At 59.3% G+C, this 19,364-nt stretch carries 18 protein-coding genes and 2 tRNA genes; 7 read left to right on the top strand and 13 right to left on the bottom strand.

Annotated elements, in window-relative coordinates:
- Positions 1 to 71: 71 nt before the first annotated feature.
- A complete protein-coding gene (locus D5261_RS12040) occupies positions 72 to 788 on the bottom strand; it encodes a DUF1559 family PulG-like putative transporter (RefSeq protein ID WP_165864166.1) in 717 nt (238 codons plus the stop codon).
- 350 nt (positions 789 to 1,138) lie between these two features.
- Between D5261_RS12040 and D5261_RS12035 the strand changes: the two genes are divergently transcribed.
- From D5261_RS12035 to D5261_RS12025, 3 genes are all read left to right on the top strand, one after another.
- On the top strand, positions 1,139 to 1,726 hold the full coding sequence (locus tag D5261_RS12035) for a hypothetical protein (protein WP_119321268.1): 588 nt from the start codon (positions 1,139 to 1,141) through the stop codon (positions 1,724 to 1,726).
- Between the two features lie 97 nt (positions 1,727 to 1,823).
- Positions 1,824 to 2,270: a PilZ domain-containing protein gene (locus D5261_RS12030; protein ID WP_119321267.1), complete on the top strand. Its 447-nt coding sequence runs from the start codon at positions 1,824 to 1,826 to the stop codon at positions 2,268 to 2,270.
- Between the two features lie 71 nt (positions 2,271 to 2,341).
- Positions 2,342 to 2,770 (top strand): PilZ domain-containing protein, encoded by a 429-nt coding sequence (locus D5261_RS12025; protein ID WP_301002479.1) that lies wholly within the window; start codon positions 2,342 to 2,344, stop codon positions 2,768 to 2,770.
- A 70-nt stretch (positions 2,771 to 2,840) separates the two neighbouring features.
- On the opposite strand, the gene D5261_RS12020 is transcribed toward D5261_RS12025, so the two are convergent.
- Entirely contained in the window at positions 2,841 to 3,011 is a 171-nt protein-coding gene (locus D5261_RS12020) for a hypothetical protein (RefSeq protein WP_165864165.1), read from the bottom strand.
- Between the two features lie 32 nt (positions 3,012 to 3,043).
- Between D5261_RS12020 and trpE the strand changes: the two genes are divergently transcribed.
- Together trpE and D5261_RS12010 are read left to right on the top strand one after the other, a co-directional pair.
- The gene (trpE, locus tag D5261_RS12015) at positions 3,044 to 4,537 is read left to right on the top strand and encodes an anthranilate synthase component I (protein WP_119321512.1); all 1,494 of its coding nucleotides are present in this window, start codon (positions 3,044 to 3,046) and stop codon (positions 4,535 to 4,537) included.
- Between the two features lie 88 nt (positions 4,538 to 4,625).
- Positions 4,626 to 5,147, top strand: a complete 522-nt coding sequence (locus D5261_RS12010) for a DinB family protein (RefSeq protein ID WP_119321265.1) — start codon at positions 4,626 to 4,628, stop codon at positions 5,145 to 5,147.
- 4 nt (positions 5,148 to 5,151) lie between these two features.
- Here D5261_RS12010 and speB read toward each other — a convergent pair whose 3' ends face one another.
- The 3 genes from speB to D5261_RS11995 form a co-directional block, all read right to left on the bottom strand.
- Positions 5,152 to 6,081, bottom strand: coding sequence for an agmatinase (speB, locus tag D5261_RS12005; protein WP_165864164.1), 930 nt, complete (start codon positions 6,079 to 6,081; stop codon positions 5,152 to 5,154).
- Complete coding sequence (locus D5261_RS12000) at positions 6,054 to 6,485, bottom strand: S-adenosylmethionine decarboxylase (protein WP_119321511.1); 432 nt, start codon at positions 6,483 to 6,485, stop codon at positions 6,054 to 6,056. The genes speB and D5261_RS12000 overlap by 28 nt, the downstream gene beginning before the upstream one ends.
- Before the next feature lie 78 nt (positions 6,486 to 6,563).
- Positions 6,564 to 7,529: a deoxyhypusine synthase family protein gene (locus D5261_RS11995; protein WP_119321263.1), complete on the bottom strand. Its 966-nt coding sequence runs from the start codon at positions 7,527 to 7,529 to the stop codon at positions 6,564 to 6,566.
- Positions 7,530 to 7,790: 261 nt separating this feature from the next.
- Between D5261_RS11995 and D5261_RS11990 the strand changes: the two genes are divergently transcribed.
- Positions 7,791 to 9,389 carry a DHA2 family efflux MFS transporter permease subunit gene (locus tag D5261_RS11990; protein WP_119321262.1) on the top strand — a complete coding sequence of 533 codons (1,599 nt, stop codon included), beginning with the start codon at positions 7,791 to 7,793 and terminating at the stop codon, positions 9,387 to 9,389.
- Here the strand turns inward: D5261_RS11990 and D5261_RS11985 are convergent.
- Together D5261_RS11985 and galA are read right to left on the bottom strand one after the other, a co-directional pair.
- A complete protein-coding gene (locus D5261_RS11985; protein WP_119321261.1) occupies positions 9,386 to 10,825 on the bottom strand; it encodes a DMP19 family protein in 1,440 nt (479 codons plus the stop codon). The genes D5261_RS11990 and D5261_RS11985 overlap by 4 nt on opposite strands.
- Positions 10,826 to 10,987: 162 nt before the next feature.
- Positions 10,988 to 13,831, bottom strand: a complete 2,844-nt coding sequence (gene galA / locus D5261_RS11980) for a beta-galactosidase GalA (protein WP_119321260.1) — start codon at positions 13,829 to 13,831, stop codon at positions 10,988 to 10,990.
- Between the two features lie 220 nt (positions 13,832 to 14,051).
- On the opposite strand from galA, the gene D5261_RS11975 reads away from it, so the two are divergent.
- Positions 14,052 to 14,912 (top strand): helix-turn-helix domain-containing protein, encoded by an 861-nt coding sequence (locus D5261_RS11975; RefSeq protein ID WP_125205952.1) that lies wholly within the window; start codon positions 14,052 to 14,054, stop codon positions 14,910 to 14,912.
- 65 nt (positions 14,913 to 14,977) lie between these two features.
- On the opposite strand, the gene D5261_RS11970 is transcribed toward D5261_RS11975, so the two are convergent.
- The 6 genes from D5261_RS11970 to D5261_RS11945 all read right to left on the bottom strand — a co-directional run bounded on the left by D5261_RS11970 (position 14,978) and on the right by D5261_RS11945 (position 19,335).
- Positions 14,978 to 15,808, bottom strand: coding sequence for a DUF1559 family PulG-like putative transporter (locus tag D5261_RS11970; RefSeq protein WP_119321258.1), 831 nt, complete (start codon positions 15,806 to 15,808; stop codon positions 14,978 to 14,980).
- A gap of 1,022 nt (positions 15,809 to 16,830) precedes the next feature.
- A complete protein-coding gene (locus tag D5261_RS11965) occupies positions 16,831 to 17,067 on the bottom strand; it encodes a hypothetical protein (RefSeq protein WP_125205951.1) in 237 nt (78 codons plus the stop codon).
- A gap of 77 nt (positions 17,068 to 17,144) precedes the next feature.
- A complete protein-coding gene (locus tag D5261_RS11960; protein ID WP_119321256.1) occupies positions 17,145 to 17,960 on the bottom strand; it encodes a prepilin-type N-terminal cleavage/methylation domain-containing protein in 816 nt (271 codons plus the stop codon).
- Positions 17,961 to 18,294: 334 nt separating this feature from the next.
- On the bottom strand, positions 18,295 to 19,002 hold the full coding sequence (locus D5261_RS11955; protein ID WP_165864163.1) for a glycerophosphodiester phosphodiesterase: 708 nt from the start codon (positions 19,000 to 19,002) through the stop codon (positions 18,295 to 18,297).
- 99 nt (positions 19,003 to 19,101) lie between these two features.
- Positions 19,102 to 19,177 (bottom strand) — tRNA-Phe (locus D5261_RS11950).
- A gap of 83 nt (positions 19,178 to 19,260) precedes the next feature.
- Positions 19,261 to 19,335 (bottom strand) — tRNA-Val (locus D5261_RS11945).
- Between the last annotated feature and the right edge of the window lie 29 nt (positions 19,336 to 19,364).

Genomic DNA, 19,364 nt, shown 5'->3' with positions numbered 1-19,364 from the left:
AGCACGAGCCATCCCAAAATTTGGGATGGCTCGTGTAACTTCATTTTTCTCATGACGGCGAAGCAGCGCGACTATTTGTAGGCAAAGGTGATCGAATAGCTGCCCAAGTTGTCGGGAGAAACTCCTGGGAAGAAAGAAACGGCGGCTCGCTTGATGAACTTTGAGTGCCCGTCGGCGAACGTGAAGTTGGACATTCTGGTTGGAGTGCTGTCATGACGATCGCTGATTTCGATGGAATTGCCGTTGGCCCATCCCGCCGCGTTCGCGGGCGTAACCGGCGCGATGGACGGGTCCTTGTTGTCCAGAGTGTAGGCAGCCCCATTCTGTCCTTCGTATAGCACAAGCGTGGAGGCAGGGGTCACCATTTGCGACAGGTTCAATCCATTTGCGTTGTCCTTGTACGAGAGCCCATCGTCGAAATAAATCTCGTAATTCATGACGTAGGCAATGGTGTATGGAATACCGGCGACAATGCCGCTTTCATCGGGACATTTGTAAACGTTAGTCGACTTGACGTAGGGATAGATCTGCGAGGCCCACCCGCCTTGGTAGTTGACAGCGCCGCTGTTGACTCCAGGCCACGTCTCGTCGTTGTCTTGGATATACTGCATAAAGCCGAGCCCAAGCTGCTTCATGTTGGACAGGCAGCTGATCTGCCGCGCCTTCTCACGCGCCTTGGCGAAAACCGGAAACAGTATCGCCGCAAGAATAGCAATAATTGCAATGACAACTAGCAGTTCAATCAAAGTAAATCCATACGAATTAGACCGACGATTTTTGGATTTCATGAATCTCCCTCCAGAGTAGGCGACAATAATCAGTGTTTCCGCCGGGGAGCGAGCCGATGGAATTTTGTGTTTCGGACAGTTGCAGTATATCATGGGAGAATGCGACAGTCAATGCACTAATTGGCAATTGTATAGCACTTTTTGACATAGGAATCCTTCGCTCGTATTGTGACAGAACAGTGCGGAGCGGCGTTCGCACAGCATAATATGAAAATCAAAATTTCTTCTTGACACAGCTCAAGCCCTATGATACAATCATTTTGCACATACGAATACGCGGATTACCAACCGAGAGCGTTGCCGCGTATTTTCGCGACAATGACAATCTTGCGCACCCAAGGAGAAACATCATGAAGTGGACCGTTTTGCCGGCCGTGCTCGGCTTTTCTCTGCTCGCCGGCGGGGCCGCCATGGCGGCGGAGGACGCCGCCCCGAAAGCCGCCCTGCCTCTGGTCATTTACGCCGAAGCGGGCGCGGATTTTCCATATATCCCATCGGGATATATGGGCAATACCGGCGCGATCAAGATGGATGACGCCTGCAAGGACAATCCCCATGCGGGTAAGACATGCCTGAAAGTCACTTACACCGCCAGCGATAATTGGGGCGGCGTGGTATGGCAGAACCCGGTCAACAACTGGGGCGACGCGCAGGGCGGGTGGAACCTGACCGCCGCCAAGCGTCTCACATTCTGGGCGCGCGGCGCCAAAGGCGGCGAGGTCGTCACATTTCTCTTTGGTCTGATCGGCAAGGATAAGACGAGTTCCGATTCCGGGTCCGGCAAACTGGATAAGGTGACGCTGACCAAGGAATGGAAGCAGTACACAATCGATCTCAAGGGGCAGGACCTCAAGCACATCGTGACCGGCTTCGCCTGGACGCTGGGCGCGGACGGCGCCCCCGTCACCTTTTACCTCGACGATGTGAAGTACAGCTAGGCTTAACGTCTCGCCTCTGGCGCGCCGGCGGGCGGACCCCGAGCGACCAGCAAAACCCGGACTCTGGACAGTATGCCCTGCCGCCGATAATCTCACTATGAACACGCTACTGCCTGCCGGATTGAGAGAAAGCGACACGGGGAAGCGCCGCTTTCGGCGTTTTAAAGTGGCCGTCCCCGCGCTGGCGTGGCCGGAATCGGCGGGCTTGCAGCCGGAAAAAGCCCAGGAGCACCCGGCCATCGCCAAAAGCGTCTTCATCGAAAACTTGAGCCTGACGGGACTTCTGATCGTATCCACGACGACGTTCTATCAGGGGACGCGCCTGGTCGTGAAATTCTCCCTTGGAGACCGGCATTTCGCGCTCCAGGTCGATATCCGGCGCATCACGGAAACCGAAGTGGCGGGTGAGCAGTACTTCGGCTACGGCGCACAGTTCGTGCGGTGCCAGACAATCGCCGAAGCGCTCCCCTCCATCGCGGCCTACCTCGATATGCTCAGCAAAGCCGGGGCAACGGCAAAACAGCAAAAAGACAAAGCGCGATAATCCTGGTATTGGATCGCGACAATCCCGGTAACAGAACATGATGCTTATTCGCCAATAATGACGATATGAGCATGATATTGCCAGAGGGATTGAAGGAAAGCGACGGCAGCCGGCGTCGCTTTCGCCGTTTTCAAGTGACGATACCCGCGCTCGCATGGCCGGAGTGCCTGGATTTGGATGCGGAGGACGCCCACGAGCATCCGATGATCGCCCGAAGCGTGTTTATCGAAAACATGAGTCTGACGGGGATCCTGATCGTGGCCCCGACGCCGTTTTATTTAGGCACGCGCTTGATCGTAAAATTCCCCCTCGGCGGCGTCGATTTCGCCGTTCAGGCCGATATTCGGCACATTATCAAGATGGACAGCGCCGGAGCCTGCTATTACGGACACGGCTCGCAATTCGTGCGTTCCGAACTCATCGCCGACGCGCTTCCCGCAATCGCCGCCCACCTCGGCGGCCTGAGCAAAAACGTGCGGATCCTGGAGATGGCGCGATAACACGAGGTCCAGCGCGACTTGTTGACACCATCGTCCGTCTTTGGTATACTTGGCGTATGATGGCGAGCGGTCAGCAGCGCAGCGCGAATTGGTGGTGGCGGTCCCAAACTTCCGGGAAACGTCCAACGCCTTCGCACGCCGCATAGACCGCCGCGCGCAGCCAGTGAAATGAGAAGGGGCCGGGACGTTTCCACGAATGGAAATCTCCCGGCCCCTTTTGCGTGACGTACATCCCTAACAAGGCGGAAGGCTCTCAGGTATACTATGGCGACAATGCTGTATCCAACACGTGACGAATTTATCGAAAAGTCCCAGCGCGGCAACCTGATCCCGGTCTGGCGCGAAGTGCTGGCGGACCTGGAGACTCCCGTTTCGGCGTTCCGCAAGATCGCCGGCGACCGGCCCAATAGCTTTCTGCTGGAAAGCGTGGCGGGAGGCGAGCATCTGGCCCGCTACTCGTTCCTGGGCAGCGACCCGTTTATGGTCTTCCGAAGCAAGGGCAATACGGCGACGGTGACCGAGGGCGATCGTGTGGAGACGATCGCTTTGAAGGCCGGCGAGCGCGATCCCCTGCATGTGCTCAAGGGATTGCTCAGCCGCTACACCTATGTCCCGGCGCCGGAGCTGCCGCGCTTTGTCGGCGGCGCCGTGGGGATGATCGCCTACGACACGGTCCGCTTCTTTGAGAAGCTGCCCGAACTGGCGAAGGACGATCTTGGTCTCGACGACACCATCTTCCTCTTCACGGACGCGCTTTTGGTGTTCGACCATGTGAAGCACAAGATGCTCGCGCTTTGCAACGCGCGCGTCGAGAGCGGCGACGATCCCGGCGCGGCGTACGACGGCGCCGTCGCAAAAATCGAAGCGCTGCTGGCGCGGCTCAAGGGTCCCACTCCCCTGCCCGCTCCGCCCCGTCCCGAGGAGTGCGCGGAGTTCGTTCCGAACCGCACGGAAGAGAACTATCTCGCCGCCGTACTGAAGGCCAAGGAGTATATCGCCGCCGGCGACACCTTCCAGGCGCAGATCGGCCAGCGGATGTCGAAGAAGCTCGCGGCCCACCCGTTCGATGTTTATCGGGCTCTGCGCTCGATCAATCCCTCGCCCTATATGTTCTATCTCGACTTCGGCGACACCAAGCTCGTGGGGGCGTCCCCCGAGGTGCTGGTCTCCGAGATCAACCGGCGCGTGACGATTCGGCCGATCGCCGGATCCCGCCACGGGCGCGGCGCGACGCCCGCCGAGGATGACGCCATCGCCGCCGACCTGCTGGCCGATGAAAAAGAGCGCGCCGAGCATATCATGCTGGTGGACCTGGGCCGCAACGATATCGGCCGCGTCGCCAAATACGGCACCGTCTCGGTAGACGAGCTGATGGTGATCGAGAAGTACTCGCACGTCATGCACATCGTCTCCGAAGTGACGGGAACGCTGCGCGACGACCTGGATCAGTTCGACGTCCTGCGCGCCTCCTTCCCCGCCGGCACCCTGACCGGCGCGCCCAAAGTCCGCACGATGGAGATCATCGAGGAATTAGAACCGACCCGGCGCGGCCACTACGGCGGCGGCATCGGTTACTTCTCCTACAGCGGCGACATGGACACGGCCATCACGATCCGCACCGCCCTCGTCAAAGGCGACAACATCTACCTCGCCGCCGCCGGCGGCGTCGTCGCCGACTCCGTTCCAGAATACGAATACCGCGAGACCCTCGCCAAAATGCGCGCACTCGTCCGCGCCGTCGAATGGGCGGAGTCGGGCCTGGAATAAGATCATACGAGATTAGAAAAGATAATAAGCGCCGCCGGAGAAATCCAGCGGCGCTTTTGATTAATCGCTCTCATAAGGACACCCTCTCATGACCATTCTCGACCGCCTGCTCGGACACGACGCCTGGACGACCCGACAATTGCTGTTCCGATGCCGGGAATTGACGGACGAAAAGCTGGATCAGGTCTTCGACATTGGCGGCCGGAGTCTGCGCGATACGTTTGTCCATATGATCGAATGCGCGGAGATTCATATGGACCGGATGATGGGGCGGCCCGAACGAGTTTTGGCGGAGACCTATACGATTGATGGATGGCTGAGGCGCCACATGCTCGTCTCTCAGGAATTGGCCGAACTGGCGACGCGGGTGGAGCGCGAAGGGCGGGCGGATGAAATGTGGGTCGGTGGAAGCGGCAATCGGCACTCGTTTGGCGCGGGGATTACGCATCTCCTCACGCACAGCATGCACCACCGCGCCCAGGCCCTTTATCTGATGGACAAGTTAGGTCTGAAAAACGTGATTGAAGGCGATGCTCTCGGCTGGGAATATGTCGCGCGCGGCTGGGGCTGGGAAGACAGCGGCAGTTCCGGCCTGACGGTCGCGGACTGACTGCCTATTCTTTCCCCAAAACTGCAGTCAGCACTTTGTAGACGAGCTTCGCGGCGGTGAAATCGGGGGCGTGGAGGCCGGGGATGGGGGCGAGTTCGACGACGTCGAAGGCGATGACGGTGCTTTCGCGGGCGACGGTTTGGACGATTTCGAGGACGTCGTACCAGAGCAGGCCGCCGGGTTCGGGGGTGCCGGTGGCGGGGATAACGCTGGGGTCGAAGGCGTCGAGGTCGATGGTCAAGAAGACTTGTTTGCCTTTGATTTTCTCGATTAAGGCCGTGAGGTAGGAGCGGTCGCGGTGCATCACGGACGCGAGGTGCGCGGTGACTTTGGCGGGGTTCTCTTTGAGGAAGTCGGCTTCGGTGCGGTCCAGGGAACGGATGCCGAATTGGATGACTTCGCCGCCGAGGTCTAAGATGCGCCGGGCGGCGCAGGCGTGGCTGTAGGGCGTTTCGTGGTATTCGTCGCGCAGGTCCGCGTGGGCGTCGAGCTGCACGGTCACGAATTCGCCGAAGTGGGAGTAAAGGCCGCGCGCGACGCCAACACTGATGGAGTGTTCGCCGCCGAGGACGCAAAGGAGCTTTTCGCGGCAGGGCAGATCGATCACGGCGGCCGCGATGGATTCGATTGTCGCTTCAGCCGAGCGCAGATCCGGCGCGAGAGCGGGGAGCGTGTGTACGCCCCACTCCAGCGCCGGTTCGGCGTCCAATTCCACATCATAGAGTTCGATCTGGGCGGAGGCTTCCAGAATGGCCCGTGGGCCGTCCTTAGCTCCGCCTTTATAACTCGTCGTGGCGTCGTATGGGATTGGGAGGATCAGAGCCCGGCTGGTCTCGTAAGCGCTGTCTTCCGGGGCGAGGCCCAGGAAATTCGACGGCGGCAGGAACGAGTAGCCGGGCGCTCGCCCTACTTCTCGCTGCGCGTCAGCACCCAAGATGCGAGCTCTTTCTCGACGTTCGGTCCCCAATGAATGCCGCGGTCGGTGAGACTTTGCTCGACGATCGCGAATTCGCCAAAGCGCTCTGTCAGCAGCGTTGTGATGGCGGCGATGGGAAATGTTTTACAGGAGAAGACGTCGAGGAAAGCTTCCCCGAGCTCCGGGTAGGTGTGAATCGCGCAGTGGGATTCGTAAAGAATCGCTACGCTGGACCAGCCGCGGCGTTCCGGGTCTCCGGTCTCTTCAGCCGTGAGAGGGCCGGCCAGGATGCGCATGCCGATCCGGTCGATAAGGTCGACGAGCAGGTCCGAAACCCCGTGGGGGCCTTGGAGAGCGTGCCGTCGTTCAATGTTTGCAATTCGTAGTGTTAAGTGGGCGCCATAAGTTGTGTGATTTTTCATTCTTCGAATAAAAATTTTCCTGTGTGACCGCTAGTTGCCTAGAACGTCGTCTGTTGTCGTCTAACCCAGTCGCCTGAGTTAGTTTCCTAAGACGTAGTTGAAGATGAGCGGAGCGACGATGGTCGCATCCGATTCAATGATAAAGCTGGGGGTCGACGAATCGAGTTTTCCCCAGGTGATCTTTTCGTTGGGCACAGCCCCGCTGTACGAGCCATACGAGGTCGTGCTGTCACTGATCTGGGCGAAATAGCCCCAGAGCCGGCACTCTTCCTGGAGGTCCTGGGCGATCAGCGGAACGACGCAGATCGGGAAGTCTCCGGCAATGCCGCCGCCGACTTGGAAAAAGCCGAGCGACGAGTTGGCGGTGATCTCCTTATACCAATGAACCAGAAAGCCCATCAGTTCCACGCCGGTTTTGACGACGCCGTAACGACTGATGTCACCGCTGATCACATGGCTCGTGAAGATGTTGGCCAGTGTCGAGTCCTCCCAGCCGGGAACAAAGATCGGCAGACCCTTTTCCCGCGCGGCCAGCAGCCAGGAGTCCTTGGGATCGATTTCGTACGATCCTTCCAGAACCCCGCTGCCGAGCAGCTGGTACATGAACTCATAAGGAAAGAAACTCTCACCCGCCTGGTCGGCCTTTTTCCAAAGCTCCAGGACGTGGTCTTCGATTCGGCGGATCGCCTGGTCCTCGGGAATGCACGTGTCCGTCACACGGTTCATTCCCCGGTCGCGCAGGGCCACTTCATCCGCCGCGCTCAGGGCGCGATACTGCGGAATCCGCTCGTAATGTGTGTGCGCCACAAGGTTGAAGACGTCTTCTTCCAAATTGGCGCCGGTGCAGCAGATGCCGTGCACCTTGTCGTTGCGAATCAATTCCGCGACGGAAATCCCCAGCTCGGCCGTGCTCATGGCGCCGGCCAGAGTCAGGAACATCTTCCCGCCCTTGTCCAAGTGTTCATTCCACGCTCTGGCGGCGTCTACACACACTGCGGAATTGAAGTGCCGGTAATTCCGGTCCATAAACTCGCGTATTGTCACTGCTCTCCCCGAGGGTCATCCGTAGCAAGTAGTTATCTACGAAAAACCGACCCTATTTTGTTCCCGTTCAGTATACCACCGGAATAAGGCGTATGCACGCCGAAAGGCTGTTTTTGAGCGAGAATATTCGAATCCAGGGATATTTTTCCACGATTTCCACGAAAATTACCAGTTTTTGATGCGGCGCGCACTTGTGGAAACCAGGGCCGTCGTGATACAATGAACGAGTGTCATTGATTGTACGAATTCGAGGAATAGAACATGGCGACTAATATCGCTGCGGCAAATCCGCCAGGCGAGCTTGTATCCGCGCGCTGGCTGATCCTGCTCGGCTTAATCACCGCGTCGATCATGGAAGTGCTGGACACGACCATCGTCAACGTGGCCCTCCCGACGATGGCTGGAAACTTGGGAGCGACGGTGCAGGACATCGCGTGGGTCTCCACGGGCTATATCCTCTCCAATGTCGTCGTGCTGCCGATGACGGCGTTCCTGACGGCGCGCTTCGGACGCAAACGCTATCTGACATTCTCGATCTTCCTGTTCATCATCTCGTCGTTCTTCTGCGGCACCTCGCACAGCCTGGGAGAGCTCGTCGTCTGGCGCATCCTGCAAGGCGCGGGCGGCGCGGCGCTGCTCTCGACGGCGCAGGCGACCCTGCGGCAGATCTTCCCAAAAGAAGAACAGGGGCTGGTGCAGGCGATCTTCCTGCTCGGGGTTATCGTGGCGCCGACGATTGGCCCAACACTCGGCGGATGGATCACGGACAATTACACCTGGAGCTGGTGCTTCTTCATCAACATCCCGATCGGCCTGACTTCCATCGCGCTCGTCACGACGTTTTTGCAGGACCCGGATACGCCGCTGAGCACCGCGCGGATCGACTGGCTGGGGATCGGCCTCCTCGCGCTGGGCCTCGGCTCGCTGCAATACGTGCTGGAAGAAGGCCAGAAGAACGACTGGTTCAATGACGCCTGGATCGTACGCTGGTCGATCGTCTCGGCGGTCAGCCTGATCTCGATGCTCGTTTGGGAGCTGTCGCCGCGCAACAAGGCGCCGGTCGTCAACTTCCGCGTTCTGCACAACAAACAGCTCTCGGCCTGCCTGTTTCTGTTTCTCTCGCTGGGCTTCGGCCTCTTTGGAGGCATCTACATCTTCCCGGTCTTCACCCAGGATATTCTGGGCTTCACGCCCACGCAGACGGGTCTGGCGCTGCTGCCCGGAGGCCTCGCCACGGCCTTCAGCGCCCTCGTTTGCGGACGCCTTTTGAACGGCGCCAAGCCGCTGGTCGATCTGCGCCTGCTGCTGTGCATCGGGGTTATTCTGTTCATGACGTCGATGTGGATGCTCGGCCATATGACCCCGCAGAGCGGCGAGGCGAGCGCCCGCTTCGCCCTGCTGATTCGCGGTCTGGGCCTGGGCCTGCTGTTCACCCCCATCAACATGGCGGCGTTCAGCAGCCTCAAGCCGCAGGAGATCCAGCAAGCGTCGGGCCTGATCAATCTGTCCAGACAGCTTGGCGGATCCTTCGGCATCGCCGTGCTCGCAACATACGTCGCGAACATGTCCCAGTTCCACCGAATCAACCTGATCCAGAACTACAACAGCGCCAACCCCGCCTTCACCTCGCGTCTTCAGGGTCTGACGGCCACGCTTCATTCCCATGGCTCATCGCTCGTCGACGCGCAGCAGCAAGCGTACACCATTCTCGAACAGACCCTCATGCGCCAATCGCGCACGCTGGCCTACGACAACGCCTTCATGCTCATCCTGATGTGCTTCGTCTGCACCGCCCCCGCGATCCTCCTGATCCGCAAGCCCAAAACAAGCGCCGGCCCGACGCAAGGCGGCGGGCACTAGCCATCAAGCGGCCGATCGACGATAAACCCGTCACGGTTCTTCGCCAAGTATGCCCGAAGGTAGCTGTTGAGATCCGGCTGGGCCGCGTAGTACTGGCTGTCGAGGGCGTCGAATTCGCCCTCGTTCGCCTTTCGGGAATATTCCAGCGCCGACCGGATCGGCTTGCGCGATTGTCCCCGCCACGCCGCAAGCGCTGCCGTGAGTATGGCTTGATGATCGCGGGCGCCAAGCGCCTCCAGCGCGCGGATCGTGTCTTCGGCGTGCGCTTCGCCCCGGTTTTCAAAGTATTGCAAATGTCCGCCGTTCAGCACCTCCCCGTCATATTTCAAGGCATCGCCCGCGACACGCTGGAGGGGCGTCTGGCGTTCACGCGGAAGCACGAAGCCAAGATCGACCATTGAGTTCCAATCGTCGGCGTCCCTATCCGGCGCCTCCCCAAACACCACCCGCCGAGTCACTTTGCGTCCATCTTCTTCCGTGACGATCCAGCTCTCATTGTCGTCGGTATAATCCGCCGCCTTATTCGGGGCCACGGCGTCCTGGCGCCGCGACGCCGGCTTGAGGCGCTCGACGCGGGCGAAGCCGCGCAGCATCTCCATGCCGGCGATGGCGCCATAGGCGATCGCGGACTCGATCAGCAGCACGTCCTGCCAGTCCATCCGGCGGACGCCGTAAAGCCAGTAGCCGAGCGCGATCGCTCCCAGAGAAATCGCGAGCGCCGCGAATTGCAGCGCGAAATCTAACGGGGCCGGCTGATTGCGGATGCGCGCGCCGACTTCCGTCAGCGCGCCGTCCAGCCATTGCCGCGTCTCGGGGTCTTTGATGCGGTAATAGCCCCCCGTGACGCCGTCCATGCCAGGAGCGCAGAAGCCATAGACTTCCCCGCTTCGGACCACACTGCCAATCTTCTCCCAGGGCAGGAACAGGGAGATTCCCAGACGCAAGCCGTCACTCAGCCGGCTGAGAGCCCCGCCGGTAAAGCGAACGCTGGCGGCGCACGCGGCGGCGATGAACAGCACGACGCCGGTGAATAGCGCGGTTCCCAGACTCATGGGGACAATCATGATGGCGGCGGGATTTTGAAGGGCCTGCCCGGCAAGCAACAGACAGCCGGTCATCGCCGGCGTCAGATAGAGCAGGATGCTCCACCAATTGCGAGCGACGAGGTCCCGAACCGAGTTTCGGCAAAGGATGGTCTCGCCTTCGACCACCGACTGCGGCAGCCGAACTAAAGCGAACGCCCACAAGACCGGCGCCGCGAGAAAGAGCGCCTGAATCAGAATGTGGCCGACGGGTTTGCTGGGGTTGATCTGAAAATTATGCCGATAGGCGTCATAGCAAAAGAGCGCGAACCCAAATGACGAGACGCGCAGCAGCCAGGAGAAGAATGCATCTCTGGGCGGCCGGGGCAAAAGACGGAATTTATGGTCGCTCAATGATAGCCTCCGAGGATTATGCTAGCCGCAGCGTTATTCTCGCTTTCTCACACAAAATCCTATCAAGCATGCATAATCTCGTCCAACAGAAACGCCCGGCTGCAAAATCGCAGCCGGGCGTTGTCTGATATGAGCGTTACCGTGTCACAAACTCGGAAACGGTTACTTCGCTTCCAGGTCAAGAGACGCGGGCTTGAGGCCCGGCGCGGTGGCGGTGAGGTGGATCGCGCCCTTGGCTTCGCCGGCGGCGACGAGGACGGCCGCCAGGCCGTGGAAGGCGTGGCGGGTCGGCGCCTGGTCTGGATCGTGATCGCTGGGATTGCCGTTGCCGACACCGGCGATGTGGCCGACGCCCGTGACTTCAAAGGAGATGAGATCGTCGGAGGCGGGCACGACGCGGCCTTTGTCGTCGACGACGCGCACTTCGACCACCGTCAGGTCCTCGCCATCGGGCGCGATCTGTGTGCGGTCGGTCGTCAGCGTCAGCGCCGCCGGCGCGCCCGCCGTCTCGACTTTGTCGGACGAGACGACTTTACCGGACGCATCGTAACCGCGCGCCTCCAGCGTTCCCGGCGCATAAACGGCGTCCCACTCCAGATGGCCGAGATGCGGAACGGGCTTCTTGCCAAGGCTCTGACCGTTCACGAACAGCTCGACACTGTCGGCGTTGCTGAAGGCCCAGACTTTGACCGTCTGCCCCTCCTTGCCGGCCCAGTTCCAGTGCGGCAGGACGTGGGTGACGGGCTTGTCGCCCCAAACCGACTGATAGTACCAGTAAGTGTCCTTGGGGAAGCCGGCCATGTCGATCACGCCGAAGTTCGAGTTGACGTCCGGCCAGCCAAACGGCGTCGGCTCGCCTTTGTAGTCGAAGCCGGTCCAGACGAAGCCGCCGGCGACATAGGAGCGCTCGCCGATGGGCTTCCAGGCGTTCTCCGCCGTTTCCGCCCAATTGGGGGCGTTGACGTCGTAGGCGCTCACATAGCCCTTTTCCGGAACTCCCGTGAACGATCCCGTGTCGTTCTTGAATGTATCCCAGCTGTAGATTCCGCGCGTCGCGACCTGGCTGGCCGTCTCGCTGCCGTAGAGCGGCAGCGTGGGGTGCGCCTTGTGGAACCAATCGTAAGCACTGGGGTTGTAGTTGATCCCCTGGAGATCTTCGACGGAGGTGATGCCGACTGCGGAATCGTAGCCGCCGTTCATGGCGCACGAGACGGGACGCGTGGCGTCGTATTTGCGCACGGCGTCACGCATGGCGCTGAAGATCTTGGCGCCGTGCTCCGTGCTCTGGATTCCCTCTTCGTTGCACATCGACCAGAGGATAATGCTGGGGTGATTGCGATCACGCCGCACCATGGTCTGCACTTCGGCAAGGTCTTCGTACGGCGTGGTCATGCTCGCCTTGCCGTCTTCAGTGTCGCCCAGATGCCGGTTTTCATCCATCACCAGCATGCCGAGCTTATCGCAGGCGTCCAGCACGGCGATGTTCGGAGGATTGTGCGAGGTGCGCCAGGCGTTCGCGCCCATCGACTGGAGCTTGCGGACGCGCCAGTATTGCAGCGTATCGGGAACGGCGACGCCGACGCCGGCGAAGTCCTGATGGTTGCAGACGCCCTGGATCTTGACCGGCTTCTCGTTCAGGAAGAAGCCCTTCTCGGCGTCCCACCGGATCGAGCGCACGCCGAAACTTGTGTCTTCCGTATCGATCACCTTGCCGCCCTGCACCACTTCGGTGTGCAGGCGGTAAAGCTGCGGCTTCTGGAGAGACCAGAGGCGCGCGGAGGCGAGCGAGACGGTCTGCGTGAGATCCGTCGAGGCGCCCGCGGTCAGCGAGACCGAAGATTTGGTTTGCGCCGCCTGCTTCCCATCGGGCCCGAACACACTGGAGACGACCACGGCGTCGGAAGCCGCGCCGTCGTTCGCCACCGTCGTAGTGATCGTCAGCGACGCCGACGGTTTGCCAAGCGCGTCCTTCACATCGGAAGCGACGAACGTTCCCCAGGGCGCGACATGCGCGGGCGCGGCCTTGTTGAGCCAGACATGCCGGTAGATGCCCGCGCCTTCATACCACCAGCCCTCGGCCTGGGTGGGATCGACATGGACGGAAATCACATTCTTGCCGCCATAAACGGCGTCTTTGGAGAGATCGAAGCGGAACGGCGTATAGCCGCACGCATGGGCGCCCAGGAGATGGCCGTTGAGGTAAACTTCCGTCCGGCGATACACGCCGTCGAAATCGATCCAGAGGCTCTTGCCCTGATCGGACGCCGGCAGCGTAAATGTCTTGCGGTACCATGCGGACGTGGGGATCAGCGAGCCATGGCTGGCGTCGCCGTCCGGCGTAAACGTCCCCTCGACACAATAATCATGCGGCAGATGCACCTTGCGCCAGTTGAAATCCCGGAACTTGGGGTCGCTCGGGCTGGTCGTGGGCGCGCCCGCCACGATCGGCGCGAGTCCAACGGAGACGCCCTTGGAGAGGCCGCCGGCGCCCTGCCCGTTTTCGACGCGCACGGCGACGACGTTCGGGCCGGCGGCGTTCCACACATCGTCTAGAGGGACGTCAAACGCCTGGTTCCAGCCCTCGTGATGGATCAGCTTCTTGCCGTTGACATAAACGTCGGCGTTGTCATCCACGCCCCCGAAGCGCAGCGTGCGTCCCGGCCCCGCGAGGTCCGGCAGCGTGGCGCGGATCCACGCAAATCCAGATTTGCCGGAGAAAATATCCTGCCCCACGGCGGCGTCCGCCCAGCCAGCGCCCGAGGTCGTCACGCCCGTCGCGGCGAGTTCTTCCGACGCCGGCGAGTCCGCCGCCTTCCAGCGCCAGCCGGCGACGGCGGCGCCGTCCTGAAGCGGAGGGAGCGTGGCGGGATCCTGGCGGAAGCGCCAGTCCCCATCGAATAAGATCCGCTCCCGCGCGGAAGAGTCGGCGGCATGGCCGACGGCGGGCAGAAACGCGGTGGCCGCCGCAGCGACAATCGCGGCCCTTTGGAGAGCTGAAGTTGGCATGAAAATCTTCCTGTCACAATGAGATTGGCGTAATTATAAAGGATTCCGCCGTCTGCGTCGATGTAAAATCGCGCAGAAAAGTTATAATATTTTGCAATTCTATGGCGGCCGCAGTGAAGTTGGTCCCTCACGCGTTTTGTGAAAATTGCAGACGGTGTCCAATCGCCGCCGATATCGCCCGCATATCAACTCAGAAAATGAACGAAGCGAAAACACATCCATGAAACGAGAGCATATCGCCTGGCAATGGCTGGAAAATAACGGCCCGATTTACGCGGGGCACGAGCGCCTGCTTCACGGGCATCGAGTGATGCGCCCGTCCGGAACCGACGACTGGCAGATCCTGGCGACGACCGACGGACAGGGGGTATTCTGCGGCGTCATCGACCTGCCTGTCGCCGTCGGCTCGATCGTCCTGGTTCCGCCCGGCAGGCGACAGGAGTACAGGGCCGAAGGAACGTTCTGGGAGTATACCTGGATTCATTTTCAGCCGCAGAAGGAGTGGGTGGAGCTCATGCAATGGCCCCAGCATGACGGCGCTCTGATGGAAATCAGGATTGCGGAAGCGTCGCCATGGCAAAGCATCATTTCGGACATGGAAAGGGTCGTCCAATACTCGAAGGAGCTGTTCCATCGCAAGCAGCACTTTATGTCGAACGCCCTGGAGGCGGCGCTGCTCCAGTGCGATCTGTGGAACCCGCTGTCCCGGCATCACAATACCGATCCACGGATTTTGGCGGCCATGGACTTTATGCGCGAGAACTTCGACCGCGATATTTCGCTGCCGGATCTGGCCGAACGGCATTGTATGTCGGTTTCGAACCTGTCGCACTTATTCCGCAAGCACGTGGGGATCGGCCCGATGAAGTATCTCGACATCCAGCGCTTGGAGCACGCCCGCGCGATGCTGGAAAACACGGACGAGGCCGTCAATAAAATCGCGAGCCAGGTCGGCTTCGACTTCTGCTACTTCTCTCTGCACTTTAAGAAATACACCATGTTCAGCCCCCGCGCTTACCGCGCCCGCTTTCGCGCGGTGAAGATAGCAAAAGCACGCGCGGCAAACATCGCGGACGAATAAAGCCCGTCGCTCAAAAAATGGAGCGAAGGCCGCCAAGAAAGCTTAGCTAATCAAACGTTCGAGATTTAGATGGGGCTGAATGTAGCGGCGATTCCGACGTTGCCGTTCGCGGAATCATTTGAAACGGACGTTCCCGCGGCGCGCCAATCCTGATTGCACGCCGCGTCGCCGGCGGGTGTTGACGATCCGCTGCGCGTGTTGCAGTCGACCGCCTGAGCGGTATAGCCCGTCGACACACTGCTGACCTTGAGCCACTTGACATGCCCGTCACAGAGCAGGAAGTTAGAAGCGTCCGTGTGACGACCGGTCGCGTTCTTGATATGATTGTTCCACGGCTTTGCCTGAGTGCCCAGAAGATAGCCGGTATCCCATTGGCCGCCGCCATCATAGTTGTCAATACCGAAAGCGTCCGGCGACGAAGTGTCGGAAGACGGTACATTCGTAAAGTCGACGTTGTTTACCCCGGTCGCCTCACAGATCAAAACCGTGTTCGTGGGCGCGGTCAGCCCCGCGATGGTGCTAAAACCCTGATCTGGGGTGAGATTCTTGTTAATGCAATAAGACACAACGCTCGTCGTCGTGGAGCTCGGAGAGGTCGAATCGTCGGGGCACTTGTAGAGGCCGGCGCTTTTTACGTACGGGTAAATCTGACCGGCCCACCCTTGTCCCCAGGTCGCGGTGTTCGAGCCTTGCGGATATCTCTCGTCGTTATCCTGGGAATACTGCATAAATCCGAGCCCGAGCTGCCGCTCGTTCGAAGCGCAGCTGATCTGGCGAGCCTTCTCTCGGGCCTTGGCGAAGACGGGGAACAGGATTGCGGCAAGAATAGCGATGATTGCTATGACCACGAGAAGTTCAATCAGAGTAAACCCTGATTGTAATGAAGTTTTCTTCATTTCGTTTTTTCCTTATAAAAGTATCAAGATATGAAAAAGTTACCAGTAGACTACTAAAAGAATCGGTACGCTACCGCGTGATTCCTTGAGATAAACTACTCTCCCTTTTCGCCATAGACTTTGGTGTATCCAGTTAACCAAATCTGAGCACAGTATATCATGACGCCTTCCAGTTGTCAATAGCCTTTGAGTAGTTTAAATTTACGCTATGCAAAGAGGAGGGTAGTTACCGATTGTGAGCGTTCAGGATCACAATGAAACGAACCAGGCAATCGGATGCAGTCATTTTATGGATATATTAATACTTGTTAATGTCCAGATAAGGATATAAAGGTCGGTTTCACCACACTGAGTCCCCCTCCACCGGCCTTACCGTGACGGGGTGGATCGGCTCGTAACGCGTGATGTGCGCAACACGGCGGCGCCCCTGCGAGATTGAGATGCTCCGTGACCTCTAACATCGCTCCGTGGTTATCGCTCCCGACGAAATCGGTATCGACGCCCGGCAACTTACGGTCGAGCGGAACAGAGCGGCTCACCTCCCGAACCAGATCTTGGTTGCGGAGATAGGCGACGCGCTTGGCTTCCCTGATCCGTGTCGTCTGGTCATATTTCGATCGAGGAGCGGGGGGAGTTAGTTATCATAACGTTTGGCTCAGTTTACATGGTTGCAGCTTGTATTCCTGGAAAGGACGGCGCACCATATCGTATGGATTATCATACCAAATAACACGGAATAATTCTATTAGATGCTTGTCATGGACAAGCCATGTCGTTGGGAAAGACCGGCGCTGGCGAGGTTGACTGTGGAGGAGAAAACACCTTCCCGCGATCGTCGGAAAGGTGTTGGGTAAGACTTATCGACTGCCGGCAAACGGCGAGTAACGCCGCCATTTCTTTTGACCTGATGGAGGAACGTTACAGAACTCGCAAGAACTGCTGGCATTATTCCAGCCCGCTTATCCTTTGATACATCCGGATACTCTGACGCCGCACAGCGCCCGAATCCCGCACGAACGTTCTCAATTCTTACTTTCGCCGACAACCGTGCCTGGAGCCATATTCCCCATAGCGGCGGGCCGGTTTTGCGACTGGCTCATCTCCTGCATGTGCGCCCCATAGTCGAACTTCTTATAGGGAACCGGGGGCCTCGCGGCGGGATCGCTCCCTTTGATGAAATAAAGGACGAGACCAACCAGAACCCCGACCGCCACCCCGCCAATCCCCATCAGCGCTTTCGATGAGAGCTTTGCATTCAAATTCGTACTGTCCTTTCGCCATTAAGCGGCGACTCGCGGCGCCGCATCCCGTCGATGCGGCGCCTTTCTCTTTTAGCCTACTTGTCGTTCGGGTAGGTCCACCAGCGGCCCCAGAACTCCTGAAGCTTGGACGCCTGCGTGCCCGCGCCGTTGGGCGCATTCACGCCGGGAGAGATATACTTGCTCTCACAGGCGCCATAGGACACATCGCCGCCGATGTACTGGGAGATGTTGACGGCCTTGGCGTGCGCGTCCGCGTAGAGTACGGGCAGGTAACCTCGGTGGTAGTCCTTGGTTCCCTGGTAAAGATGGTCGTAGTCCCAGTCGGCGGGGTTCTTATAATCGTTGACATCCGGGCAGGATGACCGCCCGCCGTCGACCCAGCTCATGTCATAGAGATGACCGGGACCCGTTTGGGCCGTGGGATCTCCAGTAGTCACGAACGCCGCGCGCGTGGACGGGCTCACGATTTGATCCGGGAAGACCGTCCCGCCGGGACCATTCGCGTCCGAAGTGTAGCCCCAGCGATTGGCCGCCAGGGTGGTGCTCCATCCCCACTGGCCGCCTGGATCGATCTGGACGTAAGGGACGGTGCGCTGAGCGTCGAAGCAAACGCTGGTCGATTTCAGATAAGGCTGCAGCAGAACGGCCCAGCCGTAGAACGACGGCCCGGACCACTGCTGGAAGGGGACGCTGGCGCCGTCGTAATCCTGCTGGTACTGCGCCGTCGCCAGTCCCAGTTGTTTGAGGTTAGAAACCGTCGCGATTTCTCGGGCCTTGCTCCGCGCCGAGGCGAAGACAGGGAAGAGAATCGATGCAAGAATCGCAATGATAGCGATAACAACGAGCAGTTCGATCAGGGTGAAACCAGAATGGAAGGATTTCTTCTTCATTATGCCTGCGATCCTTTCGATAATAACATCATGCGCTGAATGATAAACATAATGTTGGTAGAACAGTGTTCAATGGAAACGACTTGGTACCATTTGGAACAGACATAGTCTAACATAGATTGGTACCAATGTCAAGGTTTTTTTGGGGCCAATTAAAAAAATCCCGATTGCCGTCACATGGCTCACGAAAAGACTCTGATAAAAGATCCACAGACACAAGAATACAGTGCTTAACAGGCATCTGGATCCATGATGGAGCCACTCACCTTGCACTTTGGTGCATAAATCAAAGCAGATGGAAGCGCGGGAAAATTCGTGAAAGGGAAGTCGATGATTAGATGGTGCGGATCAGATCGGGCGCATTGGTGATGACGCCGTCCACCTTACATGTGTCGCGCAGGCGGCGCATGTCTTCGGCGAGGTCGGCGTACCAGCCGTAGACTCGTATGTCGCGGAGGTGGAGAATATTGACGATCGGCGGGGTGAGCAGACGATGGTGCCAGGTTACGGCGTCCACGTCGAGGGCGGCGAGCAGCTTGGCGTTGATTTGGGAGGCGTTCTCAGGCCCGAGCGTGTGGCCTAGGGGGATCCTTGGGTCCAGGCCGCGCAGAATGGTGCGGCTGGTGGCGTCGGCGCCGGTCACCAGGATCGAGTCGAGGGAAAAGCGGCTTTGGCGAATGGCCCGGGCGAGAAGCGCCTCGGTGCCGGATTCGCGGAAGTCCAGGATGAGGCCGATACCCGCCTGTGCGGCGACCGCCATGGCGTCTTCCAGAGTTGCGATGGGCGAGTCTGTGTCCGCGCTGCGGGCGCGCCAGTCGGCAAGCGACTTTTCGCGGATCGGGACTTCGCGGTCATCCACCATGCGAACCGCATCGTGTTCGATGACGAGAATGTCGTCCCGCGTGCGCCGAACATCGACCATCAGCGCGCTGGCGCGCAGCTCCACGGCCTTGCGCAGCGACGCCACAGTGCTTCCGGGAGGACACTGCTGTGGCGCGCCTCGATAAGCGACGACCGGCAAGGGACGAATTCGTGACGCCATGAGACCCCGCATTAAACGCTGCTGGAATATTGGGAAACGCGACAAACATGAAAAGGGAGAGCGAGGCTCTCCCTAGATCATTACTACCGCCGGATGAAATGGTGCCGCCTACCGGACTTGAACCAGTGACACCTCAATTTTCAGTCGAGTGCTCTACCAACTGAGCTAAGGCGGCGCAGTAACCGACAGGCTTCATCGAGACGATTTGCCTGCGTCCGCTTGGGAATAACAATGACGCTTCTTCGTTTGATCGGCGCTTGGTGGGCGAAGAGGGATTCGAACCCCCGACCCTCTCGGTGTAAACGAGATGCGCTACCGCTACGCTATCCGCCCGTTTCCGTTACGTGATGCAGATTATACCC

Origin of the sequence: Capsulimonas corticalis (assembly GCF_003574315.2) — a bacterium.
GTDB lineage: Bacteria > Armatimonadota > Armatimonadia > Armatimonadales > Capsulimonadaceae > Capsulimonas > Capsulimonas corticalis.
This window is presented reverse-complemented; position numbering and strand designations above follow the sequence as displayed.

Excerpts from the sequence above, each read along its gene's own strand:
- D5261_RS12040 (WP_165864166.1), bottom strand. The coding sequence starts at position 788 with ATGAAATCCAAAAATCGTCGGTCTAATTCGTATGGATTTACTTTGATT.
- D5261_RS12035 (WP_119321268.1), top strand. The coding sequence starts at position 1,139 with ATGAAGTGGACCGTTTTGCCGGCCGTGCTCGGCTTTTCTCTGCTCGCC.
- D5261_RS12030 (WP_119321267.1), top strand. The coding sequence starts at position 1,824 with ATGAACACGCTACTGCCTGCCGGATTGAGAGAAAGCGACACGGGGAAG.
- D5261_RS12025 (WP_301002479.1), top strand. The coding sequence starts at position 2,342 with ATGATATTGCCAGAGGGATTGAAGGAAAGCGACGGCAGCCGGCGTCGC.
- trpE (WP_119321512.1), top strand. The coding sequence starts at position 3,044 with ATGCTGTATCCAACACGTGACGAATTTATCGAAAAGTCCCAGCGCGGC.
- D5261_RS12010 (WP_119321265.1), top strand. The coding sequence starts at position 4,626 with ATGACCATTCTCGACCGCCTGCTCGGACACGACGCCTGGACGACCCGA.
- D5261_RS12000 (WP_119321511.1), bottom strand. The coding sequence starts at position 6,485 with ATGAAAAATCACACAACTTATGGCGCCCACTTAACACTACGAATTGCA.
- D5261_RS11990 (WP_119321262.1), top strand. The coding sequence starts at position 7,791 with ATGGCGACTAATATCGCTGCGGCAAATCCGCCAGGCGAGCTTGTATCC.
- galA (WP_119321260.1), bottom strand. The coding sequence starts at position 13,831 with ATGCCAACTTCAGCTCTCCAAAGGGCCGCGATTGTCGCTGCGGCGGCC.
- D5261_RS11975 (WP_125205952.1), top strand. The coding sequence starts at position 14,052 with ATGAAACGAGAGCATATCGCCTGGCAATGGCTGGAAAATAACGGCCCG.
- D5261_RS11970 (WP_119321258.1), bottom strand. The coding sequence starts at position 15,808 with ATGAAGAAAACTTCATTACAATCAGGGTTTACTCTGATTGAACTTCTC.
- D5261_RS11960 (WP_119321256.1), bottom strand. The coding sequence starts at position 17,960 with ATGAAGAAGAAATCCTTCCATTCTGGTTTCACCCTGATCGAACTGCTC.
- D5261_RS11955 (WP_165864163.1), bottom strand. The coding sequence starts at position 19,002 with ATGGCGTCACGAATTCGTCCCTTGCCGGTCGTCGCTTATCGAGGCGCG.